The sequence below is a fragment of the Agrococcus sp. UYP33 genome, from assembly GCF_054060915.1.
Map to the genome: position 1 here is coordinate 1,686,118 of NZ_JBSSDR010000001.1, position 13,642 is coordinate 1,699,759.

The 13,642-nt window shown below is 73.1% G+C and carries 15 protein-coding genes and 1 tRNA gene; 9 read left to right on the forward strand and 7 right to left on the reverse strand.

The annotated features are described in order from the left end of the window. Window positions 1-75: 75 nt before the first annotated feature. The 5 genes from ACVWW9_RS08290 to ACVWW9_RS08310 all read right to left on the reverse strand — a co-directional run bounded on the left by ACVWW9_RS08290 (window position 76) and on the right by ACVWW9_RS08310 (window position 6,271). On the reverse strand, window positions 76-1,677 hold the full coding sequence (locus ACVWW9_RS08290; protein ID WP_456515093.1) for a sensor histidine kinase: 1,602 nt from the start codon (window positions 1,675-1,677) through the stop codon (window positions 76-78). Beyond that, the gene (locus tag ACVWW9_RS08295; RefSeq protein ID WP_354256075.1) at window positions 1,678-2,373 is read right to left on the reverse strand and encodes a response regulator transcription factor; all 696 of its coding nucleotides are present in this window, start codon (window positions 2,371-2,373) and stop codon (window positions 1,678-1,680) included. It abuts the gene before it with no gap. Between the two features lie 55 nt (window positions 2,374-2,428). Then, window positions 2,429-4,084 (reverse strand): DNA repair helicase XPB, encoded by a 1,656-nt coding sequence (locus ACVWW9_RS08300; protein WP_456515094.1) that lies wholly within the window; start codon window positions 4,082-4,084, stop codon window positions 2,429-2,431. Between the two features lie 154 nt (window positions 4,085-4,238). After that, on the reverse strand, window positions 4,239-5,957 hold the full coding sequence (locus tag ACVWW9_RS08305) for a helicase-associated domain-containing protein (protein ID WP_456515095.1): 1,719 nt from the start codon (window positions 5,955-5,957) through the stop codon (window positions 4,239-4,241). Further along, entirely contained in the window at window positions 5,957-6,271 is a 315-nt protein-coding gene (locus ACVWW9_RS08310; protein WP_456515096.1) for a hypothetical protein, read from the reverse strand. The genes ACVWW9_RS08305 and ACVWW9_RS08310 overlap by 1 nt, the downstream gene beginning before the upstream one ends. Before the next feature lie 97 nt (window positions 6,272-6,368). Between ACVWW9_RS08310 and ACVWW9_RS08315 the strand changes: the two genes are divergently transcribed. From ACVWW9_RS08315 to ACVWW9_RS08325, 3 genes are read left to right on the forward strand one after another with little or no spacing between them, the layout of a single operon-like run. After that, window positions 6,369-6,746: a cold-shock protein gene (locus ACVWW9_RS08315; protein WP_123697217.1), complete on the forward strand. Its 378-nt coding sequence runs from the start codon at window positions 6,369-6,371 to the stop codon at window positions 6,744-6,746. Then, a complete protein-coding gene (locus ACVWW9_RS08320) occupies window positions 6,730-7,491 on the forward strand; it encodes a DUF3027 domain-containing protein (protein ID WP_456515097.1) in 762 nt (253 codons plus the stop codon). Before ACVWW9_RS08315 ends, ACVWW9_RS08320 begins: the two co-directional genes overlap by 17 nt. Window positions 7,492-7,496: 5 nt before the next feature. Beyond that, on the forward strand, window positions 7,497-7,910 hold the full coding sequence (locus ACVWW9_RS08325; RefSeq protein WP_456515098.1) for a hypothetical protein: 414 nt from the start codon (window positions 7,497-7,499) through the stop codon (window positions 7,908-7,910). Here the strand turns inward: ACVWW9_RS08325 and serC are convergent. Further along, complete coding sequence (gene serC / locus ACVWW9_RS08330) at window positions 7,799-8,902, reverse strand: phosphoserine transaminase (RefSeq protein WP_456515099.1); 1,104 nt, start codon at window positions 8,900-8,902, stop codon at window positions 7,799-7,801. The two genes, ACVWW9_RS08325 and serC, sit on opposite strands and share 112 nt — an antisense overlap. Before the next feature lie 95 nt (window positions 8,903-8,997). On the opposite strand from serC, the gene ACVWW9_RS08335 reads away from it, so the two are divergent. From ACVWW9_RS08335 to ACVWW9_RS08355, 5 genes are all read left to right on the forward strand, one after another. Beyond that, window positions 8,998-9,669, forward strand: a complete 672-nt coding sequence (locus ACVWW9_RS08335) for a metal-dependent transcriptional regulator (RefSeq protein WP_456515100.1) — start codon at window positions 8,998-9,000, stop codon at window positions 9,667-9,669. A gap of 169 nt (window positions 9,670-9,838) precedes the next feature. Beyond that, a complete protein-coding gene (locus ACVWW9_RS08340) occupies window positions 9,839-10,636 on the forward strand; it encodes a C40 family peptidase (protein WP_456515101.1) in 798 nt (265 codons plus the stop codon). 100 nt (window positions 10,637-10,736) lie between these two features. Continuing rightward, window positions 10,737-11,528, forward strand: coding sequence for an NlpC/P60 family protein (locus ACVWW9_RS08345; protein WP_456515102.1), 792 nt, complete (start codon window positions 10,737-10,739; stop codon window positions 11,526-11,528). A gap of 93 nt (window positions 11,529-11,621) precedes the next feature. Beyond that, window positions 11,622-11,696, forward strand: a tRNA-Arg gene (locus ACVWW9_RS08350). A gap of 18 nt (window positions 11,697-11,714) precedes the next feature. Continuing rightward, the gene (locus ACVWW9_RS08355) at window positions 11,715-12,005 is read left to right on the forward strand and encodes a DUF4287 domain-containing protein (protein WP_456515103.1); all 291 of its coding nucleotides are present in this window, start codon (window positions 11,715-11,717) and stop codon (window positions 12,003-12,005) included. A gap of 27 nt (window positions 12,006-12,032) precedes the next feature. Here ACVWW9_RS08355 and ACVWW9_RS08360 read toward each other — a convergent pair whose 3' ends face one another. Continuing rightward, entirely contained in the window at window positions 12,033-12,368 is a 336-nt protein-coding gene (locus tag ACVWW9_RS08360; protein ID WP_456515104.1) for a hypothetical protein, read from the reverse strand. A 141-nt stretch (window positions 12,369-12,509) separates the two neighbouring features. On the opposite strand from ACVWW9_RS08360, the gene ACVWW9_RS08365 reads away from it, so the two are divergent. After that, a complete protein-coding gene (locus tag ACVWW9_RS08365; protein WP_456515105.1) occupies window positions 12,510-13,577 on the forward strand; it encodes a lipid II:glycine glycyltransferase FemX in 1,068 nt (355 codons plus the stop codon). Window positions 13,578-13,642: the final 65 nt, after the last annotated feature.

A 13,642-nucleotide genomic window follows, 5' to 3' on the forward strand; every position in this document is an offset into this window, starting at 1 on the left:
CCGTACCTGCTCATGATCCCCTCGATCCCGCGCGGCGCATCCGCGCTCGAGGGAGAAGGTAGGCGGATGCGCCGATCAGGCGAGGCCGCGGAGGACGCCCTGTGGATCGCCGGTCGTCGAGGTCTCGGGTCGGAGCCGCTGCGACAGCGCCATCACGGCCGAGTCGTCTGCGAGCGGGATGGCGATGCGGAACGTGGCGCCGCCGCCCGGCGTCTCGACGACGTCGACGCGCCCGCGGTGCGCGCGCACGATGCCGGCGACGATCGCGAGGCCGAGGCCGGAGCCGCCCAGCTCGCGGGCCCGCGAGCTCTCGGCGCGGAAGAAGCGCTGGAAGATGCGATCGCGCAGCTCCTCCGGCACGCCCTCGCCGTGGTCGATGACGAGCACGACCGCCTCGCGGCGCCGGGTCGAGACGCCCACCCCGAGCTCGATCGGCGTGCCGTCGGGCGTGTAGCGCAGCGCGTTGCCGATGAGGTTGGAGATCACCTGCCGCAGCGTGTGCTCGTCGCCCATCACGATGGCGGGCGGCGTCAGCGGCGGCGGCGTGAAGACGCCGCTCGAGGGCGCGTCGTCGACGGCGCCGGCCACCGGCCCCATCTCGTCGGCGGCGATCGGCAGCACCGCCACGTGCCGGTCGGTCGCGCCGACGCGGGTGTCGCTCGCGGCGTCGTTCACGAGCGGCACGAGGTCGAGCGGCTGCAGGTCGAGCGGCCGGCGCTCGTCGAGCCGCGCGAGCTGCAGCAGGTCCTCGACGAGCCGGGCCATGCGCTTCGCCTCGCCCTCGATGCGGTCCATGGCGCTCGAGACGTCCTCGGGTCGCGAGATCGCGCCCATCCGGTACAGCTCGGCGTAGCCGCGCACCGACACGAGCGGGGTGCGCAGCTCGTGGCTCGCGTCGCCGACGAACTGCCGCATCTGCGCGACCGACGCGTCGCGCTGCTCGATCGCGGCCTCGATGCGGTCGAGCATCGCGTTGAGCGACTGCTGCAGCGAGCCCACCTCGGTGCGCGGATTCTCACCCGTGAGGCGGGTGTCGTAGTCGCCGTCGGCGAACCGCTGCGCCTCCGCAGCGACCTTCCGCAGTCCGCGCAGCGTCGAGACGGCGAGGATGCGCGTGAGCGCCGCGCCGAGCACGATCGCGAGCAGCGAGAACCCCGCGAACACGAGCATGAAGGTGGCGGTCGTCGACTCCATCGACTGCAGGTCAACCGCGACGACCGAGACCAGCAGCTCGCCGGTGCCCTCGACCGTGCTGGGCGCGACGAGCGTGCGCCAGCTCGACTCGCCGTCGATCGAGGGCAGCGTGAAGGCGGTGTCCTGCTCCGCCGCGGTGCCGATCGTCAGGCCGGAGAGATCGGGGTTGTCAGGTGCTGGCAGCTTGTTGTCGCACAGCACGGTGCCCGACGCATCCCCGACGCCCAGGTAGTACGTGTTGGGCATGCGCTGCGCGAGATCGCACTGCTCGGGGGAGTCGGTGCGCGTGATCGGCTCGCTCGTGAACGCGCGCATCGCCAGCTCGAGGTCGCGGTCGACGTCGGCCACCTGCGCATCCCGGATGATGCTGAGCGTGCCGATGCCCGCGAGCGCGAGCCCGAAGGTCATGACGACGACGGTGAGTGCGCTGATGCGCCCGGCCAGCGTGGTGCGGCCGAGCAGGCGAGCGAGCGCGCCCCGCACCTACGCCTTCGGCGACTTCAGCATGTAGCCGAACCCGCGCTTCGTGACGATCATCGGCTCTGCGGCGCCGTCGTCGATCTTGCGTCGGAGGTAGGAGATGTACGACTCGACGATGCCGACGTCGCCGTTGAAGTCGTACTCCCACACGTGGTCGAGGATCTGCGCCTTCGACAGCACGCGGTTGGCGTTGAGCATGAGGTAGCGGAGCAGCTTGAACTCGGTGGGGGAGAGCTCGATCTCCTCGCCGCCCACGGTGACCTCGTGCGTGTCCTGGTTCATCGCGAGCTCGCCGACGTGGATCGTGGCGTCGTCGGTCTCGGCCATCGTGCGGCGCAGGATCGCCTTGATGCGCGCGATGATCTCGTCGAGCGAGAAGGGCTTCGTGACGTAGTCGTCGCCGCCGACGGTGAGGCCGGTGATCTTGTCGTCGGTGTCGTCCTTCGCGGTGAGGAAGAGGATGGGCGACGTGAAGCCGGATGCGCGGAGCCGCTTGGTGACGCCGAAGCCGCTGATGTCGGGCAGCATCACGTCGAGCAGGATGAGGTCGGGCTCGTCCTCCAGCACCGCCGAGATCGCCGCGGCGCCCGCGCCGACGGCGCGCACGTCGAAGCCGGCGAAGCGGAGGCTCGTGGAGAGCAGGTCGCGGATGTGGGGCTCGTCGTCCACCACGAGGATCTTGGCGCTGGGCTCAGTCATGCGCTCAGTCTCTGATCGTTGCCTGTGCGGTTCCTGAACGCCAGCCGCCAGTGCATCAGCTGGCCGCGGCGTGGTCCGCGAGGCCCAGCTCGTGCTCGTCGAGGATCGTGTACGCGTAGCCCTGCTCGGCGAGGAACCGCTGCCGGCCGAGGGCGAACTCCTGGTCGACGGTGTCGCGCGCCACGATCGTGTAGAAGCTCGCGGTGCGGCCGCCCTTCGGCCGCAGCAGTCGTCCGAGGCGCTGGGCCTCCTCCTGGCGCGAGCCGAACGATCCCGACACCTGCACGGCGAGGGAGGCGTCCGGCAGGTCGACCGAGAAGTTCGCCACCTTCGACACCACGAGCACGCGCTCGGTGCCGTCGCGGAACGCCTGGAACAGCTCCTCGCGCTCCGAGACCGGCGTCTCGCCGGTGATGAGCGGCGCGTCGAGGGCCTCCGACAGCTCGTCGAGCTGGTCGAGGTACTGGCCGATCACGAGCGTCGGCTCGCCCGGGTGCTCCTCGAGGATGCGCCGCACCGTCGGGATCTTCCGCGGGCTCGATGCCGCGATGCGGTAGCGGTCCCGGTCGCCGGACGCCGCGTACTCGAGCCGCTCGTCCTCGTCGAGCGTGATGCGCACCTCGAAGCACTCGGCGGGGGCGATGAAGCCCTGGCGCTCGATCTCCTTCCAGGGCGCGTCGAAGCGCTTGGGGCCGATGAGGCTGAAGACGTCGGACTCGCGGCCGTCCTCGCGCACGAGCGTCGCGGTGAGGCCGAGCCGGCGGCGCGCCTGCAGGTCGGCGGTGAGCTTGAACACCGGCGCGGGCAGCAGGTGCACCTCGTCGTAGACGATGAGGCCCCAGTCGAGCGCGTCGAGCACGCCGAGGTGCGCGTACTCGCCGGCGCGCTTGACGGTGAGGATCTGATAGGTCGCGATCGTGACCGGCTTGATCTCCTTGCTGTGCCCGGAGTACTCGCCGATGTCCTCCGGCCGCAGGCTCGTGCGCGCCAGCAGCTCGCTGCGCCACTGCCGCGCCGACACCGTGTTCGTCACGAGGATGAGCGTGGTCGTGTCGGTCGCGGCCATGGCCGCGGCACCGACGATCGTCTTGCCCGCGCCGCAGGGGAGCACGACGACGCCCGAGCCGGCCTTCGAGAAGTGGTCGACCGCATCCTGCTGGTACGGCCGCATGGCCCAGCCGTCCTCGACGAGGTCGATCTCCATCGGCGTGCCGGGCGTGTAGCCGGCGAGGTCCTCGGCCGGCCAGCCGAGCTTCACGAGCTCCTGCTTCAGCTCGCCGCGCGCCCAGTCGACCACGCGGATGCCGTCGGTCGTCGGGCCGGCGAGCAGCGGCGCGATCTTCTTCGAGCGCCGCACCTCCTCGAGCACGGGCCGGTCCTGGCTGCGCAGCACGAGCCCCTCGTCGTCGCGCTCGATGACGAGCCGGCCGTAGCGGCCGATCGTCTCGCGGATGTCCTGCGCGACGCCCGCGGGCACCGGGAACTTGGCGTGCTGGTCGAGCGTGCCGATGATCTCGTCGGCCGTGTGGCCCGCCGCGCGAGCGTTCCAGAGGCCCAGCCGCGTCACGCGATAGGTGTGGATGTGCTCGGGCGCGCGCTCGAGCTCGGCGAAGACCTGGAGGGCCTGGCGAGCGGTCGCGGCATCGGGATGCGCCACCTCGAGCAGCACGGTGCGGTCGGACTGCACGATGAGGGGACCTGGGAGCGACATAGCCTGCAAGCCTACTCCCGGCGTCCCTGCGGCAGAACCCTTCCGGCCGGGGCAGCGGCCCTGCCCGCGCCGTGCTCGCCGGGTGGTCAGGGCACTCCGTGCGCCGGGGCCTGCCGACGGCGCGTCGCGACCACCCGGATGAGGCGGCCAGCGGTCAGTGCTGCGAGGCGCCGAGTCCCGCGACCTTCGTGATCGCACTGAGGGGGAGCGTGCGCTCGACGTCGCGCCCCGCGTCGCGGGCACGCAGCCGGCCGTTCGCGACCGCGAGCGGCACGAGCTCGATGTCGGCCGGGTCGCCCGAGGTGATCACGGTGAGCCGCACCGGCATGCGCTCGCGCACGGCCGACTGCAGCTGCCGCTCGAGCCACGCCCGCTCGTGCTCGCCGACCTCGAAGCCGGCGTCGCGCAGGCGTGCCACGAGCCGGTTGCGCTCGCGGTCCCGCCGGGGCGCGCGCTCGGGCACGCGCACGACGAGCTCGCCGGCGTCGTCCTCGAGCACCGCGGGGTAGCGCTCCTCGAGCAGCGCCTGCAGCGCCTCCTCGGCGCTCGTGCGGAAGGTGATGCGGTGCGGACCGGTCTGCACCGGACCGGCGCTCACGAGCGCGCGGTCGACGGCGATCGTGCGGATGAGCTGCGCGTCGTCGCTGCGCGCCTGCGCGCGGGCGCCGCCCTCGGCGAGCGGATCGATCGCGCGCACGCGCAGCGCACCGAAGCGGGCGGCGGTGTCGCGCACGAGGTAGGCGACGGGCTGCGGCAGGCCCGTGAGCGAGACGTCGCCGAGGAAGGCGAGCAGCCCGTCCGCCGTCTCGCCCGCCGCCAGCCCGGTCGCGACGCTCTGCGCGGTCACGCGCCACTGCGAGGCGATGCCCGCGCGCTCGAGCGCGGCGATGCGGCGCAGTCGGGTCTCGACCGCGGCCTCGAGGGGGCCGGGCGCGACGGCGGAGAGGTCGGGCTGCAGGTAGACGGATGCGGTGGCGGGCGGCACGTGCGCGGCGAGCGCCGCGCGCGCGGTGCCGCCGGGCTCGCCCGTACCGTCGGACGTGCGCGTGCCGTCGGGCTGGTCGGCGGCGGGCAGAGCGGCCTCGAGGTCGCGCTGCAGGTCGGCGGCGAGCGTGGTCAGCGCGCCGCGGTGGGCGAGGCCCAGCCGCTCGGCCTGGCGGTGCTGCCGCTCGCGCTCGGCGAGCACGACCGCGTCGGCGAGCGGGAACTGCGCGCGCGACCACGCGGCCACCGCGGCGGCATCCGGGGTCGCGGCGAGCCAGGCGCTCGCCAGTGCGAACCAGCGGTCGGGCACGGGGGCCGCGAGCCAGGCGTCGGCGTCGACGGTGGCGCGCAGCCGGCCGTCGTGGCGGTCGATGAGCCCGGCGAGCACCGCCGGCTCGAGCCGCTCCTCGAGCTGGCCGGGCTCCGCGTCGATCGCCGCGGCGAGGGCGCGGGCGGTCGCGGCCGGCAGCTGGGCGCGGCTGCGGAGCGTGATCGGTGCGTCGGCGATGCGGTGCACGAGCTCCGAGACCTTGATCGCCTCGTCGATCGCCATCTGCGGGGCGATCGCGCTCTCGACCGCCGGCTCGATCGGCGCGCTCGGCTGGGCGTCGGCCGCCGCCGCGATGACCCGCACCTGCGGGATGGCGACGCCGTCGACGCCGAGCAGCAGGGCGTCGAGCCGCGGCGTCGAGGCGCCGGCGGCGAGCGCGACGAGCTCGTCGGCCGACCGCCACCGGAGCGCCTGACTGATCGACGGATCCGTCAAGAGGTGCTCTGCGAGGTCGAAGGTCGAGCCGAGCTGCGCGGGCGCCTGGCGCTCGACGACGAGCCGGTCGAGCGCGTCGTCCGACATCGCCTGGATGCGTGCCGCGAGCTCGACGACGTCCATCAGCGCCTGCGCGCCTTGCCGGCCGCGCTCACGGCCACCAGGGCGACGAGGCACACGATCGCGATCGGGAGGGCGACGAGCGGCAGCCAGTACGAGAACTGCCACAGCGAGGAGGCGAAGAACGGCACCGTGTCGCGCAGGCCCAGGTGCGCCATCGTGGCGCCGAAGCCGAGCACCGCCAGCGCGACGAACGCGACGACCGCGACCGAGAGGATCCGCTCGGCGACGTCGCGACCGGTGCGGGGCTCCGCCGCAGCGGCGGAGCGCTCGCGCGGCTTCGGTCGCTGCGTCGGGTTCTTGCTGGCCTTCGGCATCCGGCCAGGATATCGCGGGTCGGGGTCTCAGGATGCCGCACACTACGCTGGGTCCGTGCGGCAGGGCGCCGCACCATGCACAGCGCTGGAGGGTGCCATGCCGACCGGCAGGGTGAAGTTCTTCGACGACGCGAAGGGGTTCGGCTTCATCGCCGGGGACGACGGCGTGGAGGTGTTCCTGCACGCCTCGGCCGTGCCCGACGACGTGCAGATCAAGCCCGGCGCGAAGGTCGAGTACGGCATCGCCGAGGGACGCCGCGGCCCGCAGGCGCTCTCGCTCCGGATGGTCGGCGGCCCGACCGCCGTGCGCGCGCAGCGCCGCGACACCGAGGACATGGCGATCATCGTCGAGGACCTCGTGCGCCTGCTCGACACCATCGGCAACGACCTGCGCCGCGGCCGCTACCCCGGCGCCGCCCACGGATCGACGGTCGCGCAGATGCTGCGGAAGGTCGCCGATGACCTCGACGCCTGATCCGATCGACGTCGGCGCGCCCGCCGAGCTCGACGCGTCGACCGAGGAAGTCGCACAGCCCGTCGATGCCGCACCGCTCGACGACGTCGCCGAGGCGAGCGCTGCCGCCGCTGCCGGCGAGAGCGGCGCCGTCGACGCGCCTGCCGAGCCTGCTGCTGCACCCGCCCCGCCCGTGCCGACGACGCCCACGCCCGAGGAGCTCGAGCTCGCCGCCGCAGCGCTGCACGAGGTGACGCCCCGCGGCGCCGTCGGCGACGTGCTCGATGCGCTGCTCGAGGACGGCGGCCAGGCGCAGGTGCTGGCGATCCGCCACGCGTCGGCGCTCCCCGGCTACCCGGACTGGACCTGGACGGTGCTGCTGTCGCGCGGCGTCGAGGGCGGCCCGACCGTGCTCGAGGTGGCGCTGCTGCCCGGCGACTCGTCGCTGCTCGCGCCCGCGTGGGTGCCCTGGTCGGAGCGGCTCGCCGACTACCTCGCGGCGAAGGAGGCCGCGGGCGTCGACGGCGACCTCGACGAGGACGACGAGGCCTTGGAGTCGGACCTCGAGTCCGACCTCGAGGACGACTTCGACGACGACTTCGACGACGTCGACCTCGACGCGGACGCCGCGATGGCCCACGACGACGAGGCCGGCGCCGCCGCCACCGACGCCGCCGGCGCCGCCGCCACCGACGCCGCCGGTGCCGACGCCGAGGACGACGGCTGGGACGACCACGACGGAGCGGACGGCCCGCAGCCGTCCTGACCTCGATGCCCGAGAAGCTCGATCTGCGCCGCAGCCTCGACTGCTACCGGGCGCAGGTCGGCAGGATCCGGCTCGTCGAGGTGCCGCGGCTGCAGCACCTCATGATCGACGGCCGCGGCGACCCCGACGGGGAGGCCTTCGTCGGCGCCTTCGACGATGAGGCGCCGACGCTCGCGCACCTGCACGACGCGTGGATCCCGGAGCACGGGCTCGAGATGACCGGCCGGCACCACGAGATCTCCCTGAGCGACGCGCGCCGAGTACCGCCGGAGCGCCGCAGGACGATCCTGCGGCAGCCCGTGCGCGGCTACGCCCGGTCGAGCAGGAAGTCGAGGCTCCGCGTGAGCTGCACGACGTCGGACGGGTCGATCGCCGCGAAGGTCGCGACCCGCAGCTGGTTGCGGCCGAGCTTGCGGTAGGGCTCGGTGTCGACGACGCCGTTGGCCCGCAGCGCCTTCGCGAGCGCGGCGGCGTCGACCGACCCGTCGAAGTCGATCGTCACGACCACGTTCGAGCGGTGCGCGGGATCGGCCACGAACGGCGTCGCCTCGGCGCGGCCCTCGGCCCAATCGTAGAGCGTCGCCGCCGACTCGGCCGTACGCGCCGCCATCGCATCGAGCCCCCCCTGCCCGAGCATCCACTGCACCTGCTCGTCGAGCAGCAGCAGGGTCGCGAGCGCGGGGGTGTTGAGCGTCTGGTCGAGGCGCGAGTTCGTCACCGCCTGCTGCAGCGACAGGAACTCCGGGATGTAGCGGTCGGATGCGGCGATCCGCTCGATCCGCTCGATCGCGGCGGGGGAGACGACCGCGAGCCACAGGCCGCCGTCGGCGGCGAAGTTCTTCTGCGGCGCGAAGTAGTAGACGTCGGTCTCGGCGACGTCGACCGCGAGCCCGCCCGCGGCGCTCGTCGCGTCGACGACCGTCAGCGCATCCGCCTGGCCCCGCACGACGGGGTGGAAGACGCCGGTCGACGTCTCGTTGTGCGGGTACGCGACCACGTCGACGCCCTCGACCGCGGAGAGCTCCGGGCGCGAGCCGGGGTCGGCCGAGGCGATGCTCGGCGCCTCGAGCCAGGGCGCGGCCGCTGCCTTGCCGAACTTCGCGCCGAACTCGCCGAACGCCAGGTGGTGCGAGCGTCGCTCGATGAGGCCGAAGGCCGCCGCGTCCCAGAAGGCCGTCGAGCCGCCGTTGCCGAGCAGCACCTCATAGCCCTCGGGCACGGAGAAGAGCTGCGCGAGCCCCTCGCGCACCGAGCGCACGAGCGACTTCACCGGCGCCTGCCGGTGGCTCGTGCCGAGCAGGTCGAGGCTCGACTGCAGGCGCGCCACCTGCTCGGGGCGGACCTTCGACGGGCCGCACCCGAATCGGCCGTCGGCGGGCAGGAGGTCGCGGGGGATGACGATGTCGCTCACGGAGACGATCCTATGAGCGGGGCCAATAGGGTGGGGCCAGTCGGTTGCGACGTCTCGCGCGCACCGGCTCGAGCACAGGAGAGCAGGAGCTGCGGGTGACAGATCTCGTCGACACGACTGAGATGTACCTCCGCACCATCCTCGATCTCGAGGAGGAGGGCATCACGCCCCTCCGCGCCCGCATCTCGGAGCGCCTCAACCACTCCGGCCCGACGGTGTCGCAGACGATCAACCGGATGCAGCGCGACGGCCTCGTGGTGGTCGCCGCCGACCGCCACCTCGAGCTCACCGACGAGGGCCGCCGGCTCGCGACCCAGGTGCTGCGGAAGCACCGCCTCGCCGAGCGGCTGCTCGCCGACGTGATCGGGCTCGACTGGAGCCTCGTCCACGACGAGGCCTGCCGGTGGGAGCACGTCATGAGCGAGCAGGTCGAGCGTCGGCTGCTCGCGCTGCTCGGCAACCCCACCGAGTCGCCCTACGGCACGCCCATCCCGGGGCTCGCCGAGCTCGGGCTGCCGCCTGCCGAGGCCTTCCTCGCCGGGGTGGTGCCCGCGACCGCAGCGCGCGGCGAGCACGTGGTGCGCCGGCTGGGCGAGCCGATCCAGGACGACATCGAGGGGCTCGCGGAGCTGCAGGCCGTCGGGGTCGTTCCGGGCGCACGCGTCCAGGTGACCGACATGGGGCGTCGCATCCGCGTGGGCGTCGTCGGCGGCTCGGCCATCGACCTGCCGCTCGAGCTCGCGCAGCACGTCTACCTTACGGCCTGACGTCCAGCATCCGACCGAGCGCCGTCCAGGAGGCGTCCAGGCCGCTCAGAGGCTCGCCGCGTAGTGGTGAGGAATTGTGACAGATTGGTAACGGTCGGTTAGTCTTCCCGAGGATCTGCGGCCCCGTCAGCACGGCGGGGCGCCGGGACATCCGGGAGAACACCGACACATGAAGCTGCAGCACTCGACGGCCATCGCCGTCTCACCGATGGCCGAGCGACCCGCTGGCGGCTCGCTGCGCCGGGGCGTGAAGAGCGCCGGGGTCGTCTGCATCGCCGCCGCCCTCGTCGGTGCGCTGTCGCTGCCGGCTGCCGCCTTCGGGCCGCAGGGCGAGCAGTTCACCGACGCGCAGCTCGCGAGTGTCGTCGCCGAGAACTCGCAGGTCGTCACGGTCGCCGCCGACGCGCAGGTCGACCTCATCGCCCGCGACGGCCTGGCCGGCACCACCGCCGAGCAGCTCGAGCAGATCCGCGCCGAGGCGCGTGCCGCAGAGGAGGCCCGCGAGGCCGAGCTCGCGGCCGCGCGCGAGGCGGCAGCCGCCGTCACCGCGACCGCGACCGCGTCCGCCGCAGGTGCCGCTGCGCCCGCCGCTGCCGCCGCATCCGTCAACGTGCCCTCCGACGGCTCGATCGTCGGCATCGCGCAGTCGCAGCTCGGCGTGCCCTACGTCTGGGGCGGCGCGAGCCCCTCGACCGGCTTCGACTGCTCGGGCTTCACCTCCTGGGTCTTCGGCCAGGCCGGCTACTACCTGCCGCGCTCGTCGAACGCGCAGGCCGGCTACGGCACCCCGGTGCCCGCCTCGGCCGTCGCCGCGGGCGACCTGCTCGTCTGGAGCGGCCACGTCGCCATCTACGCCGGCGGCAACCAGATCATCCACGCCGCGACGAGCGGCAAGCCCGTCAAGTACTCGAACTACGCGGCCATGGTCGCGGCGTTCGGGACCCCGCAGGTGCGCCGCTTCGGCTGACCTGTGTGCCTGGTGACAAATCGATAACGATTTGGTAACGTAGGACGAAGTGCCGCCCTGGCGGCTCATCACGACCCCGAATGCTTTGGAGCAACAGCCTGTGACGACCTCGACCGAGATGACGGCCATCGAGCCGACCAATCGGAAGCGCTTCGGCCGCGCCTCCATCGTGCGCAACGCCCGTCGGGTCGGCGTCATCGCCGTCGCCGCGGCCCTCGCCACCCCCCTCGCCCTCCCCGCCTTCGCGGCGAGCTCGGACACCGGGTCGCAGGAGTCCCTCTCGGCGCTCGTCGCGCAGGATGCGCAGTCGGTCTCCGGCGTCGTCACCGCGGGTGAGAGCGGCCTCGACAGCGCTCGCCTCGAGGTGCAGGCCACGACCGCCGACGAGCTCGCGGCCATCCGCGCCGAGCTCGAGGCGGCAGCCGCCGCCGAGCAGCAGCGCCAGCAGGCAGCCGCCGCCGAGCAGCAGCGTCAGCAGGCAGCCGCCGCGCCCGCGCAGTCGCGCACCACTGGCGGTGCGGCGTCGAGCTCGGCAGCCGCGGCCCCCGCCGCCGCGTCGGCTGGCGCCTCGGGCAGCGTCATCGCCAACGCGGCGCTCGCCCAGGTCGGCGTCTCGCAGGACTGCGTGCAGCTCGTCCGCCGCTCGATCGCCGCTGCCGGCCTGCCCTACACGGGCAAGAACGGCCTCTTCAACCTCGGCCCGACCATCCCGATGTCGCAGGCCTCGCCCGGCGACGTGATCTACTACGCCAACGGCGGCCAGGGCATCTCGCACGTCGCGATCTACATCGGTGGCGGCCGCGCGGTGCACGGCGGCTGGTCCGGCTACAACACGGTGGTCGCCGGCGTGAACATCGGCGGCTCGGCCCCGGTCTTCATCGACGTCACCTGATCCTCGCAGCCGCTGCGCTGCTGATCCGCTGAGCGCCCGTCCCTCCGTCAGGGGCGGGCGCTTCGCCGTCCGCCGGTAGACTGATCCGGCCTGGCCTCTGTAGCTCAATGGAAGAGCATCTCCGTCCTAAGGAGCTGGTTGGGGGTTCGAATCCCTCCAGGGGCACCATCGTGCGAGACTCATCGCATGTCCTTCCAGGCGTACCTCGACGCGATCGAGGAGAAGACCGGTCTCACCCCGCGAGCGCTCGTGGAACAGGCGAAGGACCGCGGCTTCGACGATCCGTCGGTCAAGGCCGGCACCATCCTCGAGTGGCTGAAGGGCGACTACGGCCTCGGCCGCGGGCACGGGATGGCGCTCGTGCACGTGATCAAGCACGGCCCGCAGATCGACGCGAAGCACGTCGGCTCGACCGGCAGCCACCGCGATGACGCCGACACGCTCTGGCTCGACGGCAAGGCGACCAAGCCGGCCTGACGGCAGCATCCCGCGCGGTCGCAGCCGCTAGGCGCGGGCTGCGTGCAGGCGCGGCCGCGCGGGCGTGCCCTGCTGGGGCGTGCCGGGCGGCGGCTTCTGCGGCACGAGCGGCCGAGACGGAGGGCGGTCGCCGCCGGCGAGCGAGCGCCCGGACGCGCGCTCGTACAGCGCCAGCACGCCCTCGTGCGCCTCGTCGACGGTGCCCCAGTAGCCGATGAGCCGCCGCAGGGCGCGGTCCGGCTCGGGGGAGACGGCCCGGTAGTAGGGCTCGCGGCGCGTGCCGAGCTGCACGAGCCGCACGATCGCGATGGGGTGCCCGTCGAGTGGGTGGAGCACGTCCCACTCGGCGGGGCGGAGGGTCATGACGCCGACGGTACGTCGAGCCGCTGACGCGGCCGCCGTCGCCGAGCGCGCCCGCCGCCGCCCCGCGAGCGGCGCGGGTAGCATCGGGGGCGGTGCGATCGCACCGTCACCCCCGCATCCCACCCCCACGAGAGCGAGCGCATGAGCACCACCGCTGCAGCCGAGCCGAGGCCCGCGAAGGCGACCGATGCAGCCACGTGGGACGCGCAGGTGCTCGAGGGGCAGTCGCGCGCCCACTACATGCAGTCGGATGCATGGGCCCGCACCCGCGAGGAGAGCCCGTGGCGCGCGCTCCGCGACGTCGTGCCCGTGCCGACCGCTGACGGCGGCGAGCGGCAGCTGCCCATCCAGCTGTTCGAGCGCACCGCGCCGCTCGCCGGGCGCATCCTCTTCCTGCCGCGCGTGAGCGGCATCACGCCCGAGGCGGTCGACGCGATCACGGCGCGAGCGAAGGCGTACCCGAAGCGCTGGTTCGGGCTGAAGATGGAGACCTTCGAGACCGAGGACCCGGCGCTGATCGCCGCCTTCGAGCGCAACGGCTGGGTGCGCGCCGCCTCGAGCCAGTACCAGCACGCCGTCGCCGTCGACCTCACGGGCACGCTCGACGAGGTCGCGGCCCGCTTCAAGAAGCGCGCCCGCAACTCCTACCGCGCCGCCGAGAACAAGTTCGGCGTGACGGTCACGAAGGTCGACATGACGGCCGAGAACGAGGCGGAGATGCACCGCCTGATCGGCGAGACGAAGGAGCGCTCCGGCGGCTACTTCCGCCACCCCGAGTACTTCCAGCGCATCTGGGACGTCTACAAGACCGTCGGGCAGGGCCACTTCTACGTCGCCCACTACGAGGGTGAGGTGCAGTCGATGGCCTTCGTCATCCGCTTCGGCGACACCGCCTGGTACAAGGACGCCGGCAGCATCCGTGAGAACGCGAAGATCTTCGCGCCCTACCTGATGCAGTGGAAGATCATGCAGGACCTCCACGCCGACGGCGTGACGCTCTACGAGCTCGCGAACATCCCGGACCCGGCCGAGTGGGAGACGAGCGACATCCGCGGCCTCTACACGTTCAAGACCGCGTGGGCGCCCGAGCCCGTCCGGTACATGCCCACGTTCGAGCTGCCGCTCTCCGGTCGCTACGCGCTGTGGCAGAAGGCGGGACGCTGGCTGCGCGCGGTCTACACGCGCCGCACGGGCGACGCCTGGTTCTAGGCAGCGCCTGAGCCCGATTCTGCGGCTCTGCGGGGCGGCACCGCCGCGTCTCGCGGGCGCTTCAC